Below are 25,689 nucleotides of genomic sequence, written 5' to 3'. Positions count from 1 at the left end.
CACGTCGCCGCGCGGCGCCTGTGCGCGGGCGCGGCACACCACCGCCGTTCGCCGGTCTGCCGTGGGCGCGGCCCCGATCGTTGCGTTACCGGCGGATTCCCGGACCGGGGGAGGTTCCCGTGCCCGCCGCACGGTCGAGGCCGGTTTCGTGCGCGACGGACCAGGCCTGGGCGACGAGACGGTCGACGACGTCGCGGTCCGGCAGGGTGCCGGGTCGCGCGGCGTTCGCGGGTGTGTCGAGCGCGCGGCGGTACACGCCCTCCAGGATGATGGCGACCTTCCACAGGCCGAGCACGTGCCAGAAGGGAAGTGCCGTCAGGTCCCGGCCGGAGCGTTCGGCGTAGACCGCGGTGATCTCGGCGCGGGACGGGAAGCCGGGCAGGCGGGAGGCGTTGAACAGGCCCAGCGGCGGGTCGTCCGGCTCCTGCCAGTACGCCAACAGGCTGCCGAGGTCGGCCAGCGGGTCGCCGAGCGTGGAGAGTTCCCAGTCCAGCACCGCGCGGACGGTGCCGGAGGAGGGATCCACGATCAGGTTGACCAGGTGGAAGTCGCCGTGCACGAGCACCAGGTCACCGGGCTCGGGGACCCGGTCCCGGAGCAGGTCGGTCAGCTTCTCCAACTCGGGCAGCTCACGGGTGCGGCTCTCGGCCCACTGCCGGGACCACCGCCGCAACTGCCGCTGCGCGTACGGGGCGTGGCTGGCCAGGTCGTCCAGCCCGACCTCGGCCGGGTCGACGGCGTGCAGGTCGGCGAGGACCCGGCCCAGTTCCAGGCCGACGGCGCGGCGCAGGTCGGGGGCCATCGCCTCGGCGGTCTCCACCCGGTCCACCACGAGGCCGTCGACGTGCTTGACGACCAGCACCGGAACGTCCGCGACCCGGTCGTCGCGGCACAGGCCCAACACGCCGGGGACCGGTACGCCGGTCCGGTCCAGGGCGGTCAGGATGCGATGCTCGCGGGCGACGTCGTGTGCCGAGGCGAGCAGGTGTCCGAGTGGCGGGCGGCGGGCCACCCCGCGCCAGCCTGCCGCATCGGTCAGCAGATAGGTCAGGTTGGACTGGCCGAGGCCGATCCGGTTCGCGGTCAGCGGCTCGACGACTTCCTGTCCCGCCTGCCGCAGCCAGTGCCCGAGCGCGGTGACATCAAGCGCCATCTCAGGCACCGACCGGCTCGACGGCGGTGCCGGTGAGCAGTTGTCCACCGTCGACGAGGACCGTCTCCCCGGTGATCCAGGACGCCGCGCCGGAGGCCAGGAACGCCACCAGCTCCGCCACGTCGTGGGGTTCACCGATCCGCCCGAGCGGGGTCGCCGCGTTCACGCCGGTCTCGTTCTCCTTCCACAGCGCCTCGGCCAGGCGGGTCCGGACCACGCCGGGCGCGACGGCGTTGACCCGCACGCCGGGTGCCAGCTCCAGGGCCATCTGCCGGGTCAGGTGGATCAGCGCCGCCTTGGAGACGTGGTAGAGGCCGAGATCGGGGCTCACCGACAGCCCACCCAACGACGCCACGTTGACGATCGCGCCCCCGTTGTCGCGCATCCACAGCCGCCAGGCCAGCGAGGTCCACAGCAGTGGACCCCACAGGTTGACGTCCACCAGTTTGGTGAAACGACCGTGGTCCTGCTCGACCAGCGGCCCGAAGGCCGGGTTGGTCCCGGCGTTGTTCACCAGCACGTCGATCCGTCCGAAGCGCGCCAGGGTGGCCTCCAGGCAGGCTCGGGCCCGCTCCTCGGAGGTGACGTGCGCGCCGAAGCCGAACGCCCGATCGCCGAGCGTGGCGGCGGCGGCCTCGGCGGCCTCGGCGGTACGGGCGGTGAGCACCACGTTCCCGCCCCGGTCGTGCCAGTGGCGGGCGACCGCGAGACCGATGCCGCGCGACGCGCCGGTGACCACTGCGGTCCGGCCCTCGAAAGAATCCTGCACGCGATCGCTCCTTGTTCTTCGGGCCCGCCGGATCAGGGGACGAGCAGGGAGACGGCGGCGACCACGCACGCCGGCGGTCCGCCCGTCTCCAGATCGATCTGGATGTCCGAGGTGACCTGGAAGCCCCGGCGGGCCTCGCGTACCCCGGTGAGGGTGACCCCGGCGCGGATCCGCGAGCCGACGGGGACGGGGGCGGGGAACCGCAGCCGGTCCGAGCCGTAGTTCACGCCCATGCTCATCCCGTCCACCCGATAGACCTGCGCGACCAGGGTGGGGATCAGCGACAGGGTGAGGAAGCCGTGCGCGATGGTGGTGCCGAAGGGCCCGGCGGCGGCCCGTTCCGCGTCCACGTGGATCCACTGGTGGTCGCCGGTGGCCTCGGCGAACGTGTCGACCTGCCGCTGGGTGACGAGGTGCCAGTCGCTGTGACCCAGGTGCTCGCCGACGGCCGCGCGCAGCTCGTCGATGCCGGTGAAGACCCTCATCCCTGCGGCCCACCCGCCACGTCGAGCACCTGACCGCTGATGTAGCCGGCCCGCTCGCTCAGGAAGAACGAGACCGCTTCGGCGACGTCCTGCGGCTGTCCCACCCGGCGCACCGGGATCCCGGCGGCGGCGTCGGCGATCAGCTCGTCGAACGGGCGGCCGATCCGGCGGGCGGTGGCGGCGGTCATCTCGGTCTGCACGAAGCCCGGCGCGACCGCGTTCGCGGTGATCCCGAACGGGCCGAGTTCGATGGCGAGTGTCTTGGTCAACCCCTGCAACGCCGCCTTCGCCGCCGAATAGTTCACCTGGCCACGGTTGCCGTACGCCGAGGTGCTGGAGAGCGAGACGATCCGCCCCCACCGCTGCCGGACCATGTGCGCCTGGACCGCCCGGCTCATCAGGAAGGCGCCCCGGGCGTGCACCCCGAGGACGGTGTCCCAGTCCGCGGTCGACATCTTGAACAGCAGGTTGTCGCGCAGGACGCCGGCGTTGTTCACGAGCGCCACCGGCGGGCCCAGCCGCTGCGCGACCTGCTCGACACCGGCCTCGACGGCGGTCTCGTCGGACACGTCCGCGACCACCGGGCACGCCGGGACGCCCCGCTCGCCCAGGTCGGCCACCGTCCGCTCGCAGCCCTCGGCGTCGAGGTCCCAGACGGCCACCGCGTAGCCGTCCGCGCCGAGCCGGTCGGCCACGGCCGCCCCGATGCCACGTGCCGCTCCGGTGACCACGGCCACCTTGCGCTCAGTCATTCCGGACCACCGTTTCCGCGTCGTCGAACCGCTTCTGGAGTTTGCGCATGCCGGCCAGCCAGGCGTCGGTGCGGCCCGCCCGGGTCTCGTAGTACCGCTGCACCTCGGGGTGCGGGAGGATGAGGAACCGGTCGTCGTGCAACGCCTCCCAGACCACCTCGGCGACCTGCTCGGGCTCCAGCGCCGCGTCGTGGCTGAGCAGGTCCCGGAACTCGCCCGAGTCGTCGAGCATCTTCGTCCGTACCCCCTGCGGGCAGATCGCCTGCACGGTGACGCCGCGATGCCCGTAGGTGACCGCCAGCCACTCCGCGAACGCGACGGCCGCGTGTTTCGACACCGAGTACGGCGCGCTGCCGAGCATGGTGAGTAGTCCCGCCGCGGAGGCGGTCACCACGAATCGACCGCCGCCGGACTCCAGCCAGCCGGGGATCAGCGCGCGGGCCGCGCGGACGTGGGCCATGACGTTGACCTCGAGCGCGGTGTGCCAGTCGGCGTCTGGTGTCTCGATGCCCTTCCCCACGCCGGATCCGGCGTTGGCGAAGAAGACGTCGACGTGGCCGGCGGCGCTCAGCAACCGCGCGACGCCCTCGTCGGTCGAGGCGTCCCCGCCCACCGCCACGCCGCCGACCTCGGCCGCGACCCGTGCGGCCGCGTCCGTGTCCAGGTCGCCGACGACGACGCGGGCGCCCTGGGCGGCCATTTTCCGGGCGATCGCCCGACCGATACCGTTGCCGCCGCCGGTGACCACCACGCACCGGTCGCGGACCAGATCCTGTTCACTCATGCGTACGTCCTCAGGAGGGGTTGTTGACCAGCACGACCTTGCCGACGGTGCGGCGGTCGCCGAGGCTGGCCAGGGCGGACGGGGCGGCGCTCATCGGGAGCACCTCGCTGACCAGCGGGTCGACCAGGCCCTTGCGCCACAGCTCGATCAGCCGTTCGTGGGTCCGGGCGATCACGTCTGGCTTCTTGACGTGGTACAGCCCCCAGTAGAGGCCGACCACGCTGTAGTTCTTGATCAAAGCGTGATTCGTCGGGGCCTGGGCGATCCGGCCGCCGGCGAAGCCGACCACCACGATCCGGCCCTCGAAGGCGACGCACCTGCGGCTCTTGTCGAAGACGTCGCCGCCGACCGAGTCGTAGACGACGTCGGCGCCGGCCCCGCCGGTGACCTCCTTGACCACCGGCACGAAGTCCTCGGCCAGGTAGTCGACGACCACGTCCGCGCCGAGGTCCCGGCAGACCCGTACCTTGTCCGGCCCGCCCGCCGTGGCGATCACCCGGGCGCCCGCCGCCTTGCCGATCTGGATCGCCGCGGACCCCACGCCGCCGGCGCCGGCGTGCACCAGGAGCCACTCGCCGGCCTCCAGACGGGCGCGGGTGTGCAGGCCGACGTACCCGGTCTGGTAGGTGATCAGCATCGACGCCGCCTTCTCGGCGGGCAGGTCGTCCGGGATCGCGAACACCCGGTGCGGCGCGACGACCACCTCTTCGGCGAGCCCGCCGTGGGGCAGTTCGGGCGCGGCAAGCACCCGTTCGCCGGCCCGCGGCCCGTCCACGACACGCCCGCACACCTCCGCGCCGGGGGTGAACGGCAGTTCCGGCTTGTCCTGGTATTCGCCTCGGCAGAGCAGGACGTCGGGGAAGTTCAGGGCCACCGCCTCGACCGCGACCCGAAGGGCCCCGTCGGGTGCCGGGGGCACCGGCACGTCGGTCCACTCCAGGACATCCACGGGCTCGCCCAGCCGGGTCACCTGCCACGCCTTCATCCGACTCCTCCTTCTCTTCCCGGCCCGGTCACCAGGCCGGTACCAGGGGTCGCTTCTTCCCGGCCCGGGGTGCGGGCGGCGGAGCCGCGTCCAGCACCCCGGTGATCCGGGCCCGAGTCTGCGCCGGGTCGATCACGTCGTCCACCTCGAAGACGCTCGCGATGTTCAGGGCGCTGCCGCGCTCGTACATCTGCGCCACCAGCCGCTGGTAGAGCGCCTCGCGTTCGCCGGGGTCGGTGACCGCGTCCAGTTCCTTACGGAAGCCGAGCCGGACCGCGCCCTCCAGGCCCATGCCGCCGAACTCGCCGGTGGGCCAGGACAGCGTCAGCTCCGGCTCGTAGAAGCCGCCTCGGGCCATGGCCTGCGCGCCCAACCCGTACCCCTTGCGCAGCACCACGGTGACCATCGGCACGGTCAGGCTGGCCCCGGCCAGGAACATCCGACCGAAGTGCCGCACCTGGGCGCTCTCCTCGGCGGCCGGGCCGACCATGAAGCCAGGTGTGTCGCAGAGCGAGACGATCGGCAGGTCGAACGCGTCGCACAACTCCATGAACCGGGCCGCCTTGCTGCCGCCCTCGGCGTCGATCGCACCGCCGAGGTGGCGCGGGTTGTTGGCGATGAGCCCCACCGGGCGGCCCGCGATCCGGACCAGCGCGGTGATCATTCCGACGCCGTGCTCGCGCCGCAGCTCCAGCACCGAGTCCCGGTCGGCCAGCGTGTCGAGCACGGCGCGGACGTCGTAGGTACGCCGTCGGTTCTCCGGCACCGCGTGTCGCAGCGGACGCTGGTCCGGCGCCTCCCAGTCCTCGGTCCGGCCCTGGAAGTAGGAGAGGTACCGGCGGGTGGCCCGCACCGCCGCCGCGTCGTCGGGGACCACCAGGTCGACCACGCCGTTGGCGGCGTGCACGGAGGTCGGGCCGATCTCCTCCGGCCGGTACACGCCGAGGCCGCCGCCCTCGATCATCGCCGGCCCGGCCATCCCGATGTTCGCGTCCGGGGTGGCGACGATGAAGTCGCTGCACGCGACCAGGGCGGCGTTGCCGGCGAAGCACCTGCCGGTCACCACCGAAACCGTCGGCACCAGCCCGCTGAGCCGGGCGAGCAGCGCGAACGCCCGGGTGTCCAGGTTCGCCACCCCCGGGTTCTCGGTGTCGCCCGGCCGGCCGCCGCCGCCCTCGGCGAACATGACGACCGGCCACCGGTGGCGTTCGGCCAGTTCGAAGAGGCGGTCCTTCTTGCGGTGCCCGTTGTAGCCCTGGGTGCCCGCCAGCACGGTGTAGTCGTAGGCCATCACCACGCAGCCGGTGCGGTTGATCTGTCCGACGCCGGCCACCAGGCCGTCGGCGGGCGTCCGGTCGATCAGGTCGTCGAGGCTGCGCCGGGCCCGCTGGCCGGCCAGGACCAGCGAGCCGTACTCGGTGAAGCTGCCGGGGTCGCAGAGGTCGGCCAGGTTCTCCCGGGCGGTGCGGTGCCCGCGGTCGTGCCGCTTCGCCACCGCGTCCGGCCGCGCCTCGTCGCGGGTCTTGCGCTGCCGGTCCAGGACGCGCCGCAGGTCGGGGCGGATCAGGTCGGGGTCGGACTCGGCGGCGGTCTCCTCCGTCGTGGCGGTGGCGTCGGCGACCACCAGCGAGGCGAGCAGCGTGCCGGCCCGCACGGTCTGGCCGACGGTGACCGGCAGCCGGTCCACCACGCCGCTGACGCCGGCCTCGACCTGGTGTTCCATCTTCATCGCCTCGAGCACGACGAGGACCGACGTCGCGGTCACCCGGTCGCCCTCGCCGGCGGGAACCGCGATGACCGTGGCCTCCATCGGGGTCCGGACGGCGAGCGTGCCGTCGTCCGGTTCCGGCTCGGCGGCGGCGAGCGGGTCGACGTCGACGCCGGGGAACCACAGCGGCTCGACGTCCGGCGCGGCGGCCAGTTCGGCGGCGTGCTCGTCGAGGAAAGCGGTGGTGGCGCTGCCGTCGGTCGCCTCCGGGTGCGCCAGCAGCCGCGCCAGGACGCCGAGGTTCGTGTCCACCCCCTCGACGCGGAACTCCGCGAGCGCCCGGGACGCCCTGCGCCGCAGGACGGCCGGGTCGCCCCCGGGTTCGTGCACGACCACCTTGGCCAGCATCGAGTCGTACCCGGCGCCGACGCGGTAGCCGGCGTAGCCGTGGGTGTCGGTGCGTACGCCCCGGCCGGCGGGCGGGTCGAAGGCGGTGAGGACGCCGGTGGCGGGCAGGCTGCCGCCGTCGGCGCGGACCGTCTCCGTGGTCACGCGTAGCTGGATCGCCGTTCCGGCCGGTTCGGGCGCGGGACCGGCCAGTCCGACCGCGGCGAGGTCCGCGCCGGCCGCCAGGCGCAGCTGGATCTCCACGAGATCGACGCCGAACACCTGCTCGGTCACGGTGTGCTCCACCTGCAACCGCGGGTTGGCCTCCAGGAAGACGAAGTCGTCGGCGCCGACGAGGAACTCGACCGTGCCGACCCCGCGGTAGCGGAGACCGGCGGCCAGGCGTACCGCCGCGTGGTGCAGGGCGGCGCGTAGCTGCGGGGCCAGCGCGGGCGCCGGGGCCAGCTCCACCACCTTCTGCCGGCGGCGCTGGAGGCTGCAGTCCCGGTCGCCGAGGGCGGTGGCCGCTCCGGTGCCGTCGCCGACGATCTGGACCTCGATGTGCCGGCGGCCGGTGAGCAGCCGCTCGGCGTACAGGGTGCCGTCGCCGAACGCGCCGAGCGCCTCGGACCGGCAGCGCTCGAACGCGGCGGCCAACTCCGCCGGGTCGGTGACCGGCCGCATCCCGCGCCCGCCGCCCCCGGCCACCGCCTTGAGCATGATGCCCTCCGGTGCGGCGGCCAGGAACTCCATCGCCTCCGGCGGGGTGGCCGGCCCGGTCGCCGGCACGACGGGGAGGCCGGCGGACTCCGCCGCCGCGCGGGCCGCGGTCTTGTCGCCGAGCACCCGCAGCACCTGCGGGGCCGGACCGACGAACGTCAGCCCGGCGTCGGCGCAGCGGCTCGCGAAGTCGGCGTTCTCGCTGAGAAACCCCCAGCCGGGGTGCAGGGCGGTGGCCCCGACCGACCGGGCGGCCTCGATCAGCGCGCTCTGGTCGAGGTACGCGGCGACCCCGGCGCCGGGCAGCGGCACGGCCCGGTCCGCCCGGCGTACGTGCAGGCAGCGCTCGTCGTCGGCGGCGTACACGGCCACCGACGGCACGGCGAGGTCGGCGAGCGTCCGTAGTACGCGAACGGCCACCTCGCCCCGGTTGGCCACCAGCACGCGGTCCGGGTAGGTCCCCACGGTCAGCTCCTCCGCCTCGTCACGTCCGTCGCCATCGTGCCGCTCAGGCAGACGTCTGCGCCCGCAGTTCCGCGCGGGCGATCGAGCGCCGGTGCACCTCGTCCGGGCCGTCGGCGAACCGCAGGGTGCGCTGGTGGGCGTACATGCTGGCCAGCGGGGTGTCCGGTCCGAGCCCGGCGGCGCCGTACGACTGGATGGCGTAGTCGAGCACGCGGAGCGCGACGTTCGGCGCGATGACCTTGATGCCGGAGATCTGGGTCCGGGCGGCCTTGTTGCCCTGGGTGTCCATCAGCCAGGCGGTGTAGAGCGTGTACAGCCGCGCCTGGTCGATCTCGATCCGCGCGTCGGCGATCCACCGCTGGATCTGACCCTGCTCGGACAGCGGGCCGCCGAAGGCCACCCGGGACGTCACCCGCTGGCAGAGCAACTCCAGGGCACGCTCGGCCGCCCCGATCGACCGCATGCAGTGGTGGATCCGACCCGGGCCGAGTCGCGCCTGCGCGATCGCGAAGCCGCCGCCCTCCTCGCCCAGCAGATTGGTCGCCGGCACCCGGACGTTGTCGAACGTGATCTCGCAGTGCCCCTCCTGGTCCTGGTAGCCCAGCACGGTGAGGCTGCGGACGATGGTGACGCCGGGGGTGTCGAGCGGCACGAGGACCATGCTCTGCTGCCGGTAGGTGGGGCCGTCCGGGTCGGTCTTGCCCATCACGATGGCGAGCCGGCAGCGGGCGTCACCGGCGCCGGAGATCCACCACTTGTGCCCGTTGATCACGTACTCGTCGCCGTCGCGGACGATCGAGCACTGGATGTTGCGGGCGTCGGAGCTGGCCACGGCCGGCTCGGTCATCGCGAAGCAGGACCGGATCTCGCCCTCCAGCAGCGGGTGGAGCCATCGCTCCTTCTGCTCGTCGGTGCCGAACATGGTGAGCAGTTCCATGTTCCCGGTGTCCGGGGCGGAGCAGTTCAACGCCTGCGACGCGATGTGCGAGCGGCCCAGGATCTCGGCCAGTGGCGCGTAGTCGAGGTTGGACAGCCCCTCGGTCCACTGGGTCTTGTGCGGCAGGAACAGGTTCCAGAGTCCGCGGGCGCGTGCCTCGCGCTTCAGCTCCTCCATCACCGGAGGGAAGAAGTGCGGGTCACCGCTGTCCGCGAGCTGTCGCTGGTACACCGGCTCGGCCGGATAGACGCACTCGTCCATGAACGTCTGCAGGGTCTGGCGCAGCGCGGCGGAGGTCGGCGAGTAGGCGAAGTCCATGGGGAGCTCCAAGGGTCGATCGGACCGGCCGGAAGTGGAGGTGGGTCCGGGTCGCTGGCGATCCGGGTGGTTGCGTCGGCCCGGTGACGGTGCTCAAATTAGATCCGACGTCGACGTCGGCGTCAAGAAATTGGACGGGTCCGTCCGCGGATCTCGCCAGGACGAAGGAGACGACGTGGCGCCAGCCCGGGAAGCAGTCATCGTGGCCACCGCACGGACGCCCATCGGTCGTGCGTACAAGGGGTCGCTTCGCCAGGCGCGGCCGGACGACCTGGCCGGTTTCGCGATCGCGCGGGCCCTGGAGCAGGTCCCGGCGGTCACCCCCGACCAGATCGGCGACGTCATCGTCGGCACCGCGAACCCGGCGGGGGAGCAGGGCCTGAACATCGGCCGGTTGGCGGCGCTGCTCGCCGGGCTGCCCAACACCGTCACCGGAACCACCGTCAGCCGGGGCTGCGCCTCGTCGCTTGACGCCATCCGGATCGCGGCCAACGCGATCATGGTCGGCGAGGGCGACGTCTACGTGGCCGGCGGCGTCGAGAGCGTCTCCCGTACCCCCAGCGCCCACATCGACGACGCGGCGATGAACCCCCGGTTCGGCGTCGACCCGTTGCCGGACGCCTACATCACCATGGGGCGCACGGCCGAGAACGTGGCCGAGCGCTTCGACATCTCCCGCGCCCGGATGGACGAGTACGCCAAGCTCTCCCAGGACCGCGCGGTCGCCGCCCGCGACCAGGGCTTCTTCGCCCGGGAGATCAGCCCGTACCCACTGGCTGACGGCACCGTCGTGGCGCAGGACGACTGCCCGCGCGCCAACGTCGACCTCGACGTGCTGGCCGGCCTGCCCACCCCGTTCCGGGCCGACGGGCGGGTCACCGCGGGCAACTCCTGCCCGCTCAACGACGGGGCGGCGGCGGTCGTGGTGATGTCCGCCGAGCGCGCCCGCAACCTGGGGATCGAGCCCCTGGCGCGGATCATGGGCTTCGCGGTCACCGGTCTGGCACCGGAGATCATGGGGGTCGGCCCGATCGAGGCGGTGCGCCGGGTGCTCGACCGCACCGGCCTGGCCATCGGAGACGTCGACGTGCTGGAGCTCAACGAGGCGTTCGCGGCGCAGGTGCTGGCGGTCGCGGACACCCTGAAGATCTCCGTCGCGGACCAGCTCAACCCGCACGGCGGCGCGATCGCGCTCGGTCACCCCTTCGGTATGACCGGCGCCCGGATCATGACCACGCTGCTGAACGGCCTGGCGGCCACCGGCGGTACGGTCGGGGTCGAGACGATGTGCGTCGGCGGCGGACAGGGGATGGCCATGGCTGTCGAGCGGCTGGCGTGACCGCGATGACCTACCCCACGGCTCACGCGCTCAGGTGTCCGGACCGGCCGGCCGTCGTCATCGCCGAGACCGGCGAGACCCTGACCTACGGCCAGCTCGACGACGCCTCCCGCCGCCTGGCCCGCGCGATGTGGGACGCCGGCCTGCGCCCCGGCGACCACGTCGCCCTGATGATGGCGAACCACCTCAGCTTCCTGGAGGTGTACTGGGCCGCGATGCGCTCCGGGCTCTTCCTCACCCCGGTCGGCACGTCGCTGACCGCCGAGGAGGCGTCCTGGATCGTCGGCAGCTGCCAGGCCAAAGCCCTGGTGGTGGACGCGGCGGCGCCGGCCGCGGGCTCGCTCGCCGCCGTGCCGGGACCCGTGCTCAGGCTGGCGGTCGGTGGCCCGCTGGCGGGCTTCGACGACTACGCCGGGACACTCGCCGGGTCGTCGGCCGAGCCGCTGGAGCACGAGCCGCTGGGCGTGGCGATGGTCTACAGCTCCGGCAGCACCGGACGGCCCAAGGGCGTCCGGCGCGAGCTGTCCGGGCGCACCGTTCAGGAGGGGCACCCGCACTTCCTGCGCTGGCTGCGTGAGTTGTGGCGGTTCACCGACGGCTCGGTCTTCCTCACCCCCGCCCCGCTCTACCACGCCGCGCCACTGTCGTTCGCCAGCACCGTCACGGCGGCCGGCGGCACCGTCGTGCTGATGCGCAAGTTCGACGCCGCCGGAGCGCTGGACGCGATCGAGCGGTACGCCATCACGCACGTGCTGATGGTGCCCACGATGTTCGTCCGGCTGCTGCGGCTGCCCGCCGAGCGGCGTCGGGCCGCCGTGCTCGACTCGCTCTCCGTGGTGATCCACGGCGCCGGACCGTGCGCCGTCGACGTCAAGCGCCGGATGATCGACTGGTTGGGGCCGATCCTGCTGGAGTACTACGCCGGCAGCGAGGACAACGGCACCACCTTCATCGACTCGCCGGAGTGGCTGACGCACCCCGGCTCGGTGGGTCGGGCGATCGCCGGCTGTCGCGTGCACATCTGCGATCCCGAGGGCGACGAGCTTCCGCCGGGTCAGGACGGGTTGGTGTACTTCGAGTCCGAGGGCGGCCGGTCCGAGTTCGAGTACGTCGGCGGGGCGGACAGCTCGGCGGCCCGGCACCCGGCGCGTCCGGGCTGGTCCACGCTCGGCGACATCGGCCATCTCGACGACGAGGGCTACCTCTACCTCACCGACCGGCGGGACTACCTGATTGTCTCCGGCGGCGTCAACATCTCGCCGCAGGAGATCGAGAACGCGGTGCTCGGCTACGAGCCGGTGGTCGACGTCGCCGTGTTCGGCGTCCCGGACGAGGAGTTGGGCGAGCAGGTCGTGGCGGTGGTCCAGCCGGTCGACCCGGCGGCCGACCGGGACGAGCTGGTGGCCGGGTTGCGCGATCACCTGGCCGGGCGACTGGCCCGGCACAAGATTCCGCGGTCGATGTTCGTGGTGGAGGCCCTGCCGAGGCTGCCCACCGGCAAGCTCGCCAAGAACCGCCTGCGGGAGCGGTACCTGCCCGGCCGCGGTCTGGAGACCGCCCGCGAGCCGCAGGAGTTCCGGGCCGCCGTGCGCGCGCTGCTGGACCGGGAGCTGCCGCCCGGCTGGCGCGGCCTCGGGGCGCTCGGCGACGACGACCTGCACCCCTGGATCGCGCGGTGGCGCACGGTGCTGGCCCGGCACCGACTGCTCGCCCCCGGCTGGCCGGTCGAGCACGGTGGGCTCGGCCTGGATCCGGCTCGGCAGGTGGTGCTCCAGGAGGAGTTCGCCCGTGCCGGCGTGCCGAGCGGCAGCGGCAACGACCCGTTCGGCATCGACATGCTGGGCAACACGCTGCTCGCCGTCGGCACGCCCGAGCAGCGGGCCCATTACCTGCCGCGGATCCTCGACGGCACGGACGTGTGGTGCCAGGGCTTCTCCGAGCCGGAAGCGGGATCCGACCTGGCCGCGGTGCAGACGCGTGCGGTGCGCGGCGCGGACGGACGCTGGCGGCTCACCGGGCAGAAGATCTGGACCTCGAACGCGCACCTGGCGTCCTGGATCTTCGTGCTGGCCCGCACCGGGACCCGCGCCGAGCGGCACCGGGGCCTGACGTTCCTGCTCGTGCCGCTGGACCAGCCGGGCGTCGAGGTCCGCCCGATCCGGCAGCTCTCCGGCGCCTCCCACTTCAACGAGGTGTTCTTCACCGACGCGGTGGCCGCGGACGTGGTGGGCGCCGTCGGCGCGGGTTGGTCGGTGGCCATGGCGTTGCTCGGCCACGAGCGCGGGCAGTCCGCCACCACCCAGGCCATCCGGTACCGCGCGGAGTGGGAGCGGCTGGTCCGTACCGCCCGCGAGAACGGCATGCTGGAGCGGGCCTGGGTACGCGACGGCCTGGCGGCCGCGTACGTCCGGATCGAGGTGATGGACGCGCTGGGGCGGCGACTGGCCGGCGGCGGCCTCACCGGGACCGACGCGGCGGGCGACGCCGCCCTGTTCAAGCTGCACTGGAGCGCGCACCACCAGGCGGTGACCGAACTCGCCCTGGAGATCCTCGGACCGGAGGCCACCACGCCGACCGGGCGCGTGCTGGAGTTGGGCTACGGGGGACCGGACGCGGCCGGGGCGCCGATCACCTCGGCGTCGTGGGTCGACATCTTCTACAACGCCCGGCCCGGGACCATCTACGCCGGCACCACCCAGGTGCTGCGCAACGTCGTGGCCGAGCGCCTGCTCGGGATGCCGAAGGAGGTGCGACCGGCCGGTCCCACCTGAAGGTCAGTCCCGCTTGAGCCCGATCGCGTTGGCCCACAACCGGGTCAGGCCGTCGACCGCGGCGTCGAGGTCGAACTCGTAGTCCGGGCCGGCGTCGGCGCCCATCCACAGGTAGGCGAACCGGCTCAGCATCGAGGTGAGGGCGACCGCGCTCAGGTGCGGGTCGAGATCCGCGTCGGCGAGGCCCTCGGCCTGCAGCCGGCGGATCGACCGCTCGGTCCGGCTCATGGTCTGCTGGGCGCGGGACTCGCGGATCGCGTGGATGTCGTGGTTGAACGTCGAGACCTGCTCGATGATCGCCATGATCCGGCTGTGCCGGCGGTAGGACTCCAGGTAACGGCGGTTCGCGGCCTCGATCCGCTGGTACGGCGTGAGGTCGCCCGATCCGCTGCGGTGGCCGTCGAACATCTCGGCCTGGATCTGTTCCGCGACGACCCGGAAGATCTCCTCCTTGGAGGAGAAGTACGTGTAGAACGAGCCGTGCGCGAGGCCGACCTCCTTGGCGATGTCGGTGATCCGGGCATCGATGAACCCGTCCCGTTCGAAGACCCGGTGGGCACCCTCCACCAGCTTGGCGCGGCGCTCGCGGTAGCGCTTCGACTGCGTTGCCACACCGTCCGGCCTCGCCGGCGTGGTGGTCCTGTCGCTCACTCGTCGCCCCATTCGATCTCGTACCGCCCGGTCGGCCGGGGTTGGCCGACCCTGTGAACCGAATCATAAAAAAACCTGGACACCGGGTCCCTCCTGGTCTTAACGTCCTCCCCATGATTCTGACACCGACGTCAGTGTCAACAATAGACCCGCAGACGAGGTCTGTTCCACCGGCCTCCCCGCACGAGAGGTGACGGCATGCGCGCTTTCCTGGTCCGCAGACTGGCCACCTTCGTGCCCACCCTGCTGCTGATCACCCTGATGGTCTTCGGGCTGCAGCAGATCGTCCCGGGCGGCCCCGCCGAGGCGATCGCGGGCGCGGGATCGACCCAGGAGTCGATCGACGAGATCAACCGACAGCTCGGGCTGGACCGGCCGCTGATCGAGCAGTACGCCTCGTGGATCGGCAACCTGCTGCGCGGCGATCTCGGCACCTCCTACTTCAGCCGCGAACCGGTCGACACCCTGCTCGTCCGCCGGCTCGAACCGACCGTGCTGGTGGTGGTCTCGGCGCTGGTGCTGGCGCTGCTGATCGGCGGCGGGGCGGGGCTGTGGTCGGCGGCCCGACGTCGTCACCTGGACGGCCGCTCGGTGCTCGCGGTCTCCGGCATCGGCCTCGCCGTGCCCGACTTCTGGCTGGCGACGGTCGCCGCCGGCTTCATCGGCCTCGACCTGGCCCTGCTGCCGGCCGTCGGCTACACGCCGCTCGGCGACGACTGGGTACAGACGATCCGCTCGATCGTGCTCCCGGTGCTGGTGCTCTCCTTCGCCACCGGCGCGCTGGTCTGCCGGCACGTGCGCAGCGCGGTCGGCCAGGCGCTGGACAGCCCGCACATCCGGACGGCCTGGGCGATGGGCCTCGCACCCCGGCAGGTGTACCTCGGCGACGCGTTGCGCTCGGCGGCGCCCGCCGTGGTGACCCTGCTGCCGCTGCTGGTGGCCACGCTGGTGGGGGCCTCCGTGGTGGTCGAGAACGTCTTCGCGATCCCCGGGCTGGGCAGCCTGATCGTGTCGTCGGTCGACAACCGGGACTACGCGACCCTGCAGGGCGCCGTGCTGCTGATGGCCCTGCTCGTACTCGTGCTCAACTTCGTCGCCGACCTGGTCCTGGCCCGGCTCGACCGGCGGGTGACGGCATGACCGAGCGCACCGAGCGGAGCGAGGGCCGTGAGGGCATGCCCGGCGCGTTGGCGGGCATCCGGGTGGTGGAACTCGGTCACGCGATCGCCGGTCCGCACTGCGCGCAGATGCTCGCCGACCACGGCGCCGACGTGGTCAAGGTCGAGCCGCCGGCGGGGGAGATGTCCCGCAACGCCCTGCCGGTGGTGGACGGCGGCAGCATCTACTTCGCGTCGCACAACCGCGGCAAGCGCAGCGTCTGTCTGGACCTCAAGACCGAGGCGGGCCGGGAGGCGCTGCTCCGGCTCTGCGACACCGCCGACGTGGTGCTCACCAACTACGGCGCCGGCGTGCCGCAGCGGCTGGGCTGGTCCTACGACGTGCTCCGGGCCCGTAACCCGCGTCTGGTGATGGTGCACGTCACCGGGTTCGGCGCCGGGGCGGCCGACGCGCCGCGGGGCGCGTACGACGGCGTGATCCAGGCCATGGGCGGCATCGCCGACCTCACCGGTCAGCCCGGCGGGGAGCCGACGTTCGTCGGGGCGTTCGTGGCCGATCACGTGGCCGCGTACCACGCGACCATCGCCGTGCTGATGGCCCTGCGCGAGCGCGACGTGACGGGCGTCGGCGCCTACGCCGACGTGAGCATGCTCGACTCGTACACCGCCATGCTGGCCCACGAGGTCGGCCTGGCCGCCGCCGGAGTCCCCCGCGGGCGCTGGGGCAACCAGGTCCAGACCGCGTTCGCGAACGTCTTTCCCGCGCGGGACGGGCAGGTGTTCCTGGCTCCGCTCGGCGACGCCGCCTGGCGGCGGTTCTGGGCCGTGCTGGGTGGCACCGAGGTCAGCTACGACGAGTCCACCGGCCCGGTGCGGCACCGCCTGGAACGGGTGGTCAGCGAGTGGACGTCCGCGCGCACCGTCGCCGAGGTGCTGGCGGCGATGCACGCGGCGGGCGTCGCGGCGGGACCGCTGCGTTCGGTCGGGGAGGCGGTCGCGGCCATGGCCGACACGGACATGGTGCTGACCGTGGACGACCCCGCCGGCCGCCCGGTGCGGGTTCCGGGCCGGCCGGTGCGGGTCGGCCTCACCGACCGTCCCGGCGCGCTCGCCGTGCCGCGGACCGGCGAACACACCGGGGAGATCCTGGCCGAACTCGGGATCTCCCCGCACCAGCGGCCGAGCCTGGCCGATGCCGGGCCGGCCGGGCCGGCAGCGCGATCGCGGGAGGCACGCCGATGACCACCTCGCTGGACCCGCGCACCGCGGCCACGCCGTTGCGGCCCCGCGCCGGGCTGTCGGGCCGACGGACCCGGCGGGCCGGCGGCTCGCACGCCGTCGCCTTCTGGCTCGGCGGCGCCGTCGTGCTGCTGGTCCTGCTGGCCGGTCTGCTCGCGCACTGGCTGGCGCCGTACGACCCGCTGGCCATCGACTCCGCGAACCCGTACGCCGGGCCCTCCGGGGCGCACTGGCTCGGCACCGACGCGAACGGCCGCGACGTGCTGTCCCGACTGATGCACGGCTCGGCCTCCAGCTTCCGGGGGATCGCCATCACCGTCGGGGTGGCCGGCTTCTTCGGCAGCCTCTGGGGTCTCGTCGCCGGCTATCTCGGCGGGCCGGTCGACGAGGTCCTGATGCGCCTCGCCGACGCCGTGATCTCCTTCCCGGGCATCGTGTTGGCCATCGCCATCACCGGCGCCCTCGGGCCCAGCCTGCTCACCGCGATGCTCTCGGTCGGCGTCGTCTTCGCGCCCATCGTCGCCCGGTTGCTGCGCGCCCAGGTGCTGGCGCTGCGGCAGGCGGAGTTCGTGCTGGTGGCCCGCTCGCTCGGGGTGAGCGGCTGGCGGATCGCGCTGCGCCACGTGCTGCCCAACGCGATGGGACCGGTCGTCGTGCAACTCTGCGGCCTGGCCAGCACCGCACTGATCATCGAGGCCGCCCTCGGCTTCCTCGGCCTGGGCGTGCAGCCGCCGGCGCCCAGTTGGGGGCCGGACCTGGCCCGCGCCTACGCCGACTTCTACGTCAACCCTCTGCTCACCGTCGCACCCGGCCTGCTGATCACCGCGACCGCGTTCGCGATCAGCCAGTTCGGCGACGGCCTGCGCGACCGCCTACGGATCGGATGAGCCGTCCCGTCGTCCGGTCCACCCCTGTCACACCCGTCCCGTGATGAGGAGCAGCAATGACCATATTCGACCGCCGCACACCGACCACCGTCCTCGCCGTCGGCATCCTCGTCCTCGGCGCCGTGTCCGCCTGCGGGTCCGACGACTCCGGTAACGACTCGTCCTCCGCCGGACCGGTGAAGATCGGCACGGTGAACTTCCCGACCTCGCTGGACCCGACCGTCAGCTCGTCGGGGTACGACTATCCGCATCTGAACCTGATCTACGACCGGCTGCTGGTCGGCGACCCCAAGACCGGCGAACTCGGCCCCGGCCTGGCCACGTCCTGGAAGGTCGCGGACGACGGCTCCTCGATCACGCTCACGCTGCGCGAGGGCGTCACGTTCTCCGACGGCACGAAGCTGGACGCCGCCGCCGTGAAGGCGAGCATGGAACGGTTCAAGGCGTCCGCCAACGGCCAGGACATCGCCAGCGTCTCCACCATCACCGCCGAGGGTGCGAACACGGTGGTGCTCGCGATGAGCAAGCCGGACTCCTCGATCCCGACCGCGTTGAGCGACCGGGCCGGGATGATCGTCTCGCCGACCGCCGTGCAGAAGGAGGGCAAGGACTTCGCCGCCCGCCCGGTCGGGGCGGGGAAGTACACGCTGGAGAACCTGCAGACCGGCGCCGCGGTCAACTACAAGCGCAACGACGCGTACTGGGGGGACAAGGGCGCGGCGCCCACGCTCAACTGGCAGGTGTTCAAGGACCCGCAGGCCATGGTGACGGCGTTCCAGAGCAACGTCGTCGACGTGGCGGTCTCGGTGCCGCCGCTGAGCGTGGACAAGCTGAAGACGGTGCCGGGCAAGCAGGTGGTCGTCGGCCCCGCGTACTCCGAGACGATGATCAACTTCAACGCGAAGTTGGCGCCGACCGACAAGGTGGAGATCCGGCAGGCGATCAACTACGCGCTCGACCGGGAGGTCATCCGCAAGGCCGCCAGCGGTGACGCCGCCGAGGTGACCTGGACGGCGCTGCCGCCGACCCACCCCTACCACGACGCGTCGATCACGCCCACCTACGCCTACGACGAGGCGAAGGCCAAGGCGCTCGTCGCGCAGGCCACCGGAGGCAAGCGGGTGGCCATGAAGTGCCTGACCTTCCCGGGCCTCAACTACGAGACCAGCGGCCCGATCATCATCGACTCGCTGAAGAAGATCGGCATCGACGTCACCATCCAGTCCGAGACCGCCGCCGCGGCGACCGAGGCGTTCTGGGCCAAGGGCCAGGCGCCCTGCTTCCTGTCCGGCTGGACCGGCCACGCCGATCCGGCGATCACCTACGGCCGCCTGCTCAACCCGGACTCCTACTACAACGCCGGCAAGACCGACTTCGGCACCGCGCCGCTGCAGGAGAAGCTGCTCACCACGTTCGACTTCGAGCCGCGCAAGGCCGCGGCCACCGAACTGGCCAAGAAGGTCGCCGAGGTCGCGCCGTTCGCGCCGCTGTTCACCGTACCGATGATCGTCGGGGTGTCCGACCAGGTGGCCGGCTACGAGCCGAACGCCAGCGGCCGACCGGACATGTCGACGGTGGCCCGCAAGTGACAGGCGCGGAGCAGGCGGCCCTGACGGTCCGCGACCTGAGCGTCAGGTTCGCGGGGAGCCCCGAGCCCGCGGTGCGTGACGTCTCCTTCGCGGTCGGACGCGGTGAGGTCCTCGGCGTGGCGGGGGAGTCCGGCAGCGGCAAGTCCTCCATCGCCCTCGCCGCGCTGGGCCTGCTGCCGCCGGACGCCGAGGTGACCGGAAGCATCCGTCTCGACGACCAGGAACTGGTCGGGCTCCGGGGCCGCCGGCTCCGCGCGATCCGCGGCCGGCGGGTTGCGATGATCTTCCAGGAGAGCGTCTCCGCGCTGCACCCGATGCGCCGGGTGGGCGACCAGATCGTCCGGGTCGTCCGGGCGCACCTGCCCGCCGGCCGGAGCGAGGCCCGGCAGCGGGCGGCGGCGGCGCTGCGCGACGTCCGGCTCGACCCGGACCGGGTCCTGGACAGCTACCCGCACCAGCTCTCCGGGGGCATGTGCCAGCGGGTGATGATCGCGATGGCGCTCAGCTGCGAGGCCGACGTGGTCCTCGCCGACGAGCCCACCACGGCGCTGGACGTCTCGTTGCAGAAGGACATCCTCGTCCTGATCCGGGAACTGGTCGCCGCACGCGGGCTGAGCGCCGTCTTCATCAGCCACGACCTGGGCGTCCTCGGCGACGTGAGCGACCGGGTGATGGTGCTCTACCGCGGTGAGGTGAAGGAGATCGGCGCGGTGGACGCGATGCTGAGCCGGCCACGACACCCCTATTCGCAGGCGCTGCTCGACTGCGTGCCGAGGCTCGGGGGTGACCGGCTGCGGACCTTCCCGGAGATCACCGCCGACCGGCCGGGCGGCTGGACCGGCGGCGGGTGCAACTACGCGGCCCGATGTCCCCGGGCCGCCGACGACTGCCGGGAACACCCCGCACTGCGCACCGTCGGGGAGAGCCTGGTGCGGTGCCGGCACCCGCTCGACGGGACGGTCCCGGCCAGCAGCGCCGACCGGGCGGAGGTGTGTCGATGAGCCAGGTCCTGCGGGTGGAGAACGTGTCCAAGGACTACGGTACGGGCCACCGGGCCCACCGGGTGCTCTCCGACGTCAGCCTGGAGTTGGCGCGTGGCGAGGTGCTCGGCGTCGTCGGCGAATCCGGATCCGGCAAGTCCACGTTGGGCCGGATCATCGCCGGCTTCCTGCCGCCCACCGAGGGCACCGTCGAGCACCTCGCCGGCGGACGGCGGTCGGTGCAGATGATCGTCCAGGAGTCGGCCGGGGCGTTGAACCCGCGGCTGCCCGTCTGGCGTTCGATGGCCGAGGTGACCGCGGTCAACCGCCGGTTGTCACGCCGGCTCCGCGAACCGTCGATGGAATACATCCGCTACGTGGGGCTCAGCGAGGCCGACGCCGACCGCCGCCCGACACAACTCTCCGGCGGCCAGCGCCAACGCGTCTCGATCGCCCGCGCGCTGGCGGCCGAACCGACGGTGCTGGTCTGCGACGAGGCGGTGTCCTCGCTGGACGTGTCGGTGCGCGCCACCGTGCTCAACCTGCTCAACCAGGTCCGGGCCGACCTCGGCATCGCGATCGTCTTCATCTCGCACGACATCGCCGTGGTGAGCCACCTGGCCGACCGGGTCCTGGTGCTGAGCAACGGCACCGTGATGGAGCAGGGGCCGACCGACCGGGTGCTCACCCGCCCGGAGTCGGACTACACCCGCGCCCTGATCTCGGCGACCCCAAGCCTGGAACGCCGCCTGATGCATTCCGCCGAAGGAGCCTGACCCATGGACATCTTCGAGGCGATCCGGACCACGCGCGCGATGCGCCGGCTGGATCCCACCGTGCCGGTCACCGACGAACAACTGTGGACCATCCTGGGCGCGGCCCACTGCGCGCCGTCCGGCGGCAACGCCCAGTGGCTGCGCTGGGTGGTGGTCACCGACGCCGCGCGGCGGGCCCGGCTCGGTGAGATCTACCGGGCCTGCTGGGCGCCGGTCCGCCGGCGGTACGACGACCGCGTACCGACCGACCCCGAGGCGGCCGAGCGGCAGGCCCGCATGCTGCGCTCGGCGGACCACCTGGCCGAGCACATGGGTGAGGCGCCGGCCCTGATCGTTCCGGTGACGACGGTGGACGAGCCGTCGTCGGTCTACCCGGCGGTGCAGAACCTGATGTTGGCGGCGCGGGCCCTGGGCCTGGGCACGACACTCACCACCACGCACCGGCACGCCGCCGACGAGGTGCGCGAGGTGCTCGGCCTGCCGCCGGACGCGATCGCCTGGGCGCTGATCCCGGTCGGCGTGCCGACCGGCCGGTGGGGGGAGGCCCGGCGGCGTCCGCTGGAGTCCGTCGTCTACTGGGACACCTGGGAGGCGACCCGGTGAGCGACGAACTGGACGACTTCCGCCGGTCGTTGCGCGGCTTCCTGGCGAGGGTGTCACCGGAGTCCGAGGTCCGGCGGCTGATGGCCGATCCGGTGGGCTTCGAACCCTCGACCTGGCAACGGATGGCGGTCGAGCTGGGGCTGCCCGGCGTGGCCATTCCCGAGACGTACGGCGGGCAGGGGTTCGGCGGCGCGGAGTCGCGGCTCGTGTTCGAGGAACTCGGCCGGGTCCTGTACGGCGGCCCGTACTTCGCCACCGTGGCCCTCGGGGCCGAGATGTTGCTGCGTCTCGGCGACGAGCGGGCCTGCGCCGAGTGGCTGACGCGGATCGCCGACGGATCCCTGCGGACGGCCGTCGCGCTCCGCGGCGACCTGCGCGCCCGGACCGGCGCCGACGGCGCGTGGGTGCTCGACGGGACCGCGCCGCACGTCATCGACGCCGGGGCGGCGTCGCTCCTGCTCGTGGTCGCCCGGACCGCCGACGGCGTCGACGTGCTGGCGGTGGACCCGGCCGAGGAGGGGGTGACCGTGACACCGTCGCCCGTGCTGGATCCGACCCGCCGGCAGGCGGTGGTGCGGTTCGACGGCGTCCGGGCACGGCGGCTCGGCCGGCCCGGACAGGCGTCCGCGGTGGCGGCCCGGGTACGCGACCAGGCGATGGTCGCGCTCGCCGCGGAGCAGACCGGCGGCGCTGCCCGGGCGCTGGAGTTGACCGTCGAGCACGCGTCGAGCCGGGAACAGTTCGGCCGACCGGTGGGGGGTTTCCAGGCGGTCAAGCACCTGTGCGCCGAGCGCCTGCTCGACGTCGAGTCGATGCGGTCGCTCGTGTTCGCGGTGGACGACAACCGGGACGACGACGCCTTCGCCGTCCAGGCCCGGACCGTGCGGGCGTTCTGCTCCGAGGCGTACTTCCGGGTCACCGCCACCGCCGTGCAGGTGCACGGTGGCATCGGCTTCACCTGGGAGCACCCGATCGGCCTCTACTTCAAGCGGGCCAAGAGCAGCGAGCTGCTGTTCGACGGGCCGGCGACCCAGCGGGAGGAACTCGCCGACCGCCTGCTCACCGCCCGATGAGCCGCCCCGCCCCGCTGAACTTCCGGGACCTCGGCGGCCTGCCGACCGTCGAGGGCGGGCGGGTACGCTCCGGCGCGCTCTACCGCAGCGCCACCCCGGTCTTCCTCGGTCCGGACGAGGCGGAGGTCTTCCGCGCGGCGACGGGCATCCGGATCCGGATCGACCTGCGTGGCCGCCGGGAGATCGCGGAGACCAGCGAACGGGACCGGCTCACCAGCGGGCTGCGGGTCATGCACCTGCCGTTCGGCCGGTCGAGCCTGCGGCCGGTGCATCCGGACCCCAGCGTGCGCCTGGCCGAGCACTACGCCGACATGCTCGTCGTGTCCGCCCGGACGATCATCGCGGCGGTCCGGCACGCGGTGGACGCCCGCGACCACCCGCTGCTGGTGCACTGCACCGCGGGCAAGGACCGCACCGGCGTGGTCGTCGCCGTGCTGCTCGCCGCGCTCGGAGTGCGTCCCGGCGACGTGATCGAGGACTACGCACGCTCCCGGGAGCATCTGGTGGCCATCCGGAACCAGACGCGGGTGCTGCCGGCCTGGGAGAAGCGGATCGCGTCCCTGCCCGAGGAGGCGCACACCGCGGAGCCCGCCACGATGCGACACTTCCTGGCGCGGGTAGAGCAGCGGCACGGCGGCGTCGCCAACTGGTTGACGACGGAGGGCTTCGGCGCCGACGAGATCACGGCGTTGCGGGCCGGCCTGGTGGAGCACTGACCGGTCACCGCCCCGGGCGCGGACAGTCAGTGCAGGCGAAGGCGGCCGGCGTAGCCCTCGGTGGCGGCGGACTTGAGCAGGCGACCCTGGGTGCGGGTGACGTCGGCCGGAAGGACGTGCCGGAGCAGGGCGTTGACGCCGGGGTCGAGGCTACGGGTGACGATCACGGCGGGGGAGATCTGGCCACACACGAGCGCGGCCGGGCCGCCGAGCGGGTTGAGGCGTAGCCCGGCCAACTCCGGTGGGATGACCGTGGGCATGCTGTGCCAGACCGCCGCGTCGACGTCACCGGCCAGCACGGCGGCCGGGGCCAGCACGAACGGAACCTGGACGTACTCAGGTGCCCGGTCACCGAACTCGGCCTCGCTGAGCCGCTGGTGGTCGTACGAGTTGCGGTCGATGCCGACCCGCAGGGGCGCGCGGGGCGGTCGGGTGGCGTGCTCGACCACAACGAGAGAGCCGTGGGAATAGAAGGTGGCCGGTCCTAGGTCGAGCCCGGTCAGTCCGGGCAAAGTGGCCCGGTGCCGTTCGAGGGCGCCGGCCGAGGTGACGGTCGCGTGGACCCGTTCGTGGTAGACGTCTTCGAGCCGGGTGCGGGCACCGGGCCGGAAGTCGGCCACCACCGCGACGCCCAGGCCGGTGAGCGCGTTCTGCACCACCTCGAGGATGCCCTGCTGCTCGATCGGCCCCTGCGGCGGCAGGATCATCCGGAAGTTGCCCAGGGCGGCCGCGTTCCACAACTGGCCGACGTCGCGGTTCACCACCACGGTGCCTTGATGGCCGCGCGCGGTCAGGGTCACCGCGCCGGATTCCTGGAGGTTGCGCAGCGCCTTGACGACCGTGCCCGTCCCCGCGTTGGTGCTGGCCTGCAGCTCCTGCACGGTCGGGATGCGCTGGCCGACCTCACGGGCCAACAGCATCCGGGCGAGGTGGGCGCGGACGTCGGGCTTGGCGGGAACGGTCACGGGCGGGCGCCGAACCCGAGCTTGCCGGGGTTGAGCAGGTGGTCGGGGTCGAGCGCGTCCTTGACCCTGCTCAGCACCGGATAGCCGGTGCCCAGCGACTCGCGGACCCAGGGCTGGCGGGCCAGGCCCCCGCCGTGGTGGTGGGAGATCTCGCCGTCGTGGGTGACGACCACCTTCATGGCCCGGGCCCAGATCTCCTCCAGCCGGGCCAGCGCCGTCTCGTCGTTATCGGCGTGTCCACGCAGGATCATGTAGAGCGACGATCCCTGGTCGTAGACGTGTGAGAAGTGGCCCAGCACCTCCTCGGCCAGGGGCGCCAGCTGTTCCTTGAGCTCGGTGTACATCGGGCCGATGCGACTCCACACGTTGGCCACCTCGACGGTCTCGGCGTAGCCGCCGGGCTCGGCGAGCAGGTTTTCCACCGAGGAGAAGTCGTAGCGTCGCGCCATCCAGGCGTCGACCGGTGCCGCACCCATGCTCGCCCCTCCATGCGCCGTCACGATCGCGGTGGCCGCGGCGTGCTCGGCGGTCGCCACGCCGGCCAGGCCCTCGTGTCCCAGGAACAATACCGGTGCGGTGACCGGGCTGTCCGGCACCGCGTGCGCAGCCTCGTCGATGTCGTAGAAGCGGACCAGGAAGGGGCGCAGCCCGGCCTGGGTGACCTCGCGCATCACGTCGAGGCCGGCGTGGAGCGACGGCAGCGTGAAGGCCTCGACGATCCGGCGCTCGGGGCGGGCGAAGACCTTCAGCGTCACGTGGGTGACCACGCCGAGGGTGCCCTCGGAACCGAGGAAGAACTCCTTGAGGTCCGGTCCCATCGCGGCGCGTGGGCGCTGGCCGAGGTCGGCGACCGTGCCGTCGGCCAGCACCACCTGATAGCCGACGACCAGATCTTCGATCCCCCCGTAGCGGGAGGAGAACTGGCCGGTGGCGCGGGTGGCGATCCAGCCGCCCACTGTGGAGCGACCGAGCGACTGGGGGGAGTGGTTGAGGGTCAGGCCGCGCTCGTCCAGCCACGCCTCGAGGTCGCTGCCCCGCACGCCGGCCGCGACGGAGACCGTACGGTCGAGTTCATCGAGTTCCGGCTCGGAGACCAGCCCGGCCAGGTCGAGCACGATGCCGCCGGCGACCGGCAGCGGCTGTCCGGTGACCGAGGAGCCGAGCCCCCAGGCGGTGACCGGGGTGCTGGTCTCGGCGCCGATTCGGAGCGCCTTGACCACGTCGGCGACGCTCGCCGCGCGCACGATCGCGTCGGGCCGGTGGGGGTGCCGGCCGAGCTTGGCCCAGACCGTGGTGACCGGCCAGGTGTCGTGGCTGCGGGCGTCGCGGTCGGCTTCGCCGGTGAGAAGCGCGTCCGGACCGAACGAGCGGCGCAGCTGGTCGATCACCGCGGCAGCGGACATGACGTACTCCCTAGGTAGCGGAACGATGCAACCACTCAATCCTCAGAAACCTGAATTGTCAAGGCGCGGAAACCTGCCTGACCTCAGCTATTGACACAAGATGACTGGTGCTCGTA

General features: G+C 72.7%; 22 protein-coding genes. 11 read left to right on the top strand and 11 right to left on the bottom strand.

Annotated features, from left to right (window positions below):
* Nucleotides 1-85 precede the first annotated feature (85 nt).
* The 8 genes from O7613_RS14000 to O7613_RS13965 are packed head-to-tail and all read right to left on the bottom strand — an operon-like array spanning nucleotide 86 to nucleotide 9,463.
* Entirely contained in the window at nucleotides 86-1,153 is a 1,068-nt protein-coding gene (locus O7613_RS14000) for a phosphotransferase family protein (protein ID WP_281588027.1), read from the bottom strand.
* A gap of 1 nt (nucleotide 1,154) precedes the next feature.
* Nucleotides 1,155-1,922: an SDR family oxidoreductase gene (locus tag O7613_RS13995; protein WP_281588029.1), complete on the bottom strand. Its 768-nt coding sequence runs from the start codon at nucleotides 1,920-1,922 to the stop codon at nucleotides 1,155-1,157.
* A gap of 32 nt (nucleotides 1,923-1,954) precedes the next feature.
* Nucleotides 1,955-2,407: a MaoC family dehydratase gene (locus O7613_RS13990; RefSeq protein ID WP_281588031.1), complete on the bottom strand. Its 453-nt coding sequence runs from the start codon at nucleotides 2,405-2,407 to the stop codon at nucleotides 1,955-1,957.
* Nucleotides 2,404-3,159: an SDR family NAD(P)-dependent oxidoreductase gene (locus O7613_RS13985; protein ID WP_282294299.1), complete on the bottom strand. Its 756-nt coding sequence runs from the start codon at nucleotides 3,157-3,159 to the stop codon at nucleotides 2,404-2,406. Before O7613_RS13985 ends, O7613_RS13990 begins: the two co-directional genes overlap by 4 nt.
* The gene (locus tag O7613_RS13980) at nucleotides 3,152-3,943 is read right to left on the bottom strand and encodes an SDR family oxidoreductase (RefSeq protein WP_282294297.1); all 792 of its coding nucleotides are present in this window, start codon (nucleotides 3,941-3,943) and stop codon (nucleotides 3,152-3,154) included. The genes O7613_RS13985 and O7613_RS13980 overlap by 8 nt, the downstream gene beginning before the upstream one ends.
* 10 nt (nucleotides 3,944-3,953) lie before the next feature.
* Nucleotides 3,954-4,928: an NADPH:quinone oxidoreductase family protein gene (locus O7613_RS13975; protein WP_281588035.1), complete on the bottom strand. Its 975-nt coding sequence runs from the start codon at nucleotides 4,926-4,928 to the stop codon at nucleotides 3,954-3,956.
* 28 nt (nucleotides 4,929-4,956) lie between these two features.
* Nucleotides 4,957-8,208, bottom strand: a complete 3,252-nt coding sequence (locus O7613_RS13970; protein WP_282294296.1) for a carboxyl transferase domain-containing protein — start codon at nucleotides 8,206-8,208, stop codon at nucleotides 4,957-4,959.
* A gap of 43 nt (nucleotides 8,209-8,251) precedes the next feature.
* On the bottom strand, nucleotides 8,252-9,463 hold the full coding sequence (locus O7613_RS13965; protein WP_281590236.1) for an acyl-CoA dehydrogenase family protein: 1,212 nt from the start codon (nucleotides 9,461-9,463) through the stop codon (nucleotides 8,252-8,254).
* A 175-nt stretch (nucleotides 9,464-9,638) separates the two neighbouring features.
* On the opposite strand from O7613_RS13965, the gene O7613_RS13960 reads away from it, so the two are divergent.
* Nucleotides 9,639-10,802 carry an acetyl-CoA C-acyltransferase gene (locus tag O7613_RS13960; protein WP_282294295.1) on the top strand — a complete coding sequence of 388 codons (1,164 nt, stop codon included), beginning with the start codon at nucleotides 9,639-9,641 and terminating at the stop codon, nucleotides 10,800-10,802.
* Between the two features lie 5 nt (nucleotides 10,803-10,807).
* A complete protein-coding gene (locus tag O7613_RS13955) occupies nucleotides 10,808-13,573 on the top strand; it encodes an AMP-binding protein (protein ID WP_282294294.1) in 2,766 nt (921 codons plus the stop codon).
* Nucleotides 13,574-13,576: 3 nt separating this feature from the next.
* Here O7613_RS13955 and O7613_RS13950 read toward each other — a convergent pair whose 3' ends face one another.
* Nucleotides 13,577-14,224, bottom strand: coding sequence for a TetR/AcrR family transcriptional regulator (locus O7613_RS13950; protein ID WP_281588039.1), 648 nt, complete (start codon nucleotides 14,222-14,224; stop codon nucleotides 13,577-13,579).
* A 198-nt stretch (nucleotides 14,225-14,422) separates the two neighbouring features.
* On the opposite strand from O7613_RS13950, the gene O7613_RS13945 reads away from it, so the two are divergent.
* From O7613_RS13945 to O7613_RS13905, 9 genes are read left to right on the top strand one after another with little or no spacing between them, the layout of a single operon-like run.
* Nucleotides 14,423-15,364, top strand: coding sequence for an ABC transporter permease (locus tag O7613_RS13945; RefSeq protein WP_281588041.1), 942 nt, complete (start codon nucleotides 14,423-14,425; stop codon nucleotides 15,362-15,364).
* Nucleotides 15,361-16,584 (top strand): CoA transferase, encoded by a 1,224-nt coding sequence (locus tag O7613_RS13940; RefSeq protein ID WP_282294291.1) that lies wholly within the window; start codon nucleotides 15,361-15,363, stop codon nucleotides 16,582-16,584. Before O7613_RS13945 ends, O7613_RS13940 begins: the two co-directional genes overlap by 4 nt.
* On the top strand, nucleotides 16,581-17,468 hold the full coding sequence (locus O7613_RS13935) for an ABC transporter permease (protein WP_281588045.1): 888 nt from the start codon (nucleotides 16,581-16,583) through the stop codon (nucleotides 17,466-17,468). Before O7613_RS13940 ends, O7613_RS13935 begins: the two co-directional genes overlap by 4 nt.
* A 56-nt stretch (nucleotides 17,469-17,524) precedes the next feature.
* A complete protein-coding gene (locus O7613_RS13930) occupies nucleotides 17,525-19,057 on the top strand; it encodes an ABC transporter substrate-binding protein (protein WP_281588046.1) in 1,533 nt (510 codons plus the stop codon).
* A complete protein-coding gene (locus O7613_RS13925; protein WP_281588047.1) occupies nucleotides 19,054-20,058 on the top strand; it encodes an ABC transporter ATP-binding protein in 1,005 nt (334 codons plus the stop codon). The genes O7613_RS13930 and O7613_RS13925 overlap by 4 nt, the downstream gene beginning before the upstream one ends.
* Nucleotides 20,055-20,813 carry an ABC transporter ATP-binding protein gene (locus tag O7613_RS13920; protein ID WP_281588049.1) on the top strand — a complete coding sequence of 253 codons (759 nt, stop codon included), beginning with the start codon at nucleotides 20,055-20,057 and terminating at the stop codon, nucleotides 20,811-20,813. The genes O7613_RS13925 and O7613_RS13920 overlap by 4 nt, the downstream gene beginning before the upstream one ends.
* Nucleotides 20,814-20,816: 3 nt before the next feature.
* Nucleotides 20,817-21,416, top strand: coding sequence for a nitroreductase family protein (locus tag O7613_RS13915; RefSeq protein ID WP_281588051.1), 600 nt, complete (start codon nucleotides 20,817-20,819; stop codon nucleotides 21,414-21,416).
* Entirely contained in the window at nucleotides 21,413-22,489 is a 1,077-nt protein-coding gene (locus tag O7613_RS13910) for an acyl-CoA dehydrogenase family protein (RefSeq protein WP_282294286.1), read from the top strand. The genes O7613_RS13915 and O7613_RS13910 overlap by 4 nt, the downstream gene beginning before the upstream one ends.
* Nucleotides 22,486-23,205 (top strand): tyrosine-protein phosphatase, encoded by a 720-nt coding sequence (locus O7613_RS13905; RefSeq protein WP_281588055.1) that lies wholly within the window; start codon nucleotides 22,486-22,488, stop codon nucleotides 23,203-23,205. The genes O7613_RS13910 and O7613_RS13905 overlap by 4 nt, the downstream gene beginning before the upstream one ends.
* A 26-nt stretch (nucleotides 23,206-23,231) precedes the next feature.
* Here O7613_RS13905 and O7613_RS13900 read toward each other — a convergent pair whose 3' ends face one another.
* A complete protein-coding gene (locus tag O7613_RS13900) occupies nucleotides 23,232-24,170 on the bottom strand; it encodes a YhfZ family protein (protein ID WP_282294285.1) in 939 nt (312 codons plus the stop codon).
* Nucleotides 24,167-25,573 carry an FAD-binding oxidoreductase gene (locus tag O7613_RS13895; protein WP_282294284.1) on the bottom strand — a complete coding sequence of 469 codons (1,407 nt, stop codon included), beginning with the start codon at nucleotides 25,571-25,573 and terminating at the stop codon, nucleotides 24,167-24,169. Before O7613_RS13895 ends, O7613_RS13900 begins: the two co-directional genes overlap by 4 nt.
* Nucleotides 25,574-25,689: the final 116 nt, after the last annotated feature.

Origin of the sequence: Micromonospora sp. WMMD975, assembly GCF_029581215.1 — a bacterium.
Classification (GTDB): Bacteria; Actinomycetota; Actinomycetes; order Mycobacteriales; family Micromonosporaceae; genus Micromonospora.
Note: the sequence above shows the minus strand (reverse complement) of the source record. Positions and strands in the feature narration are given on the sequence as shown.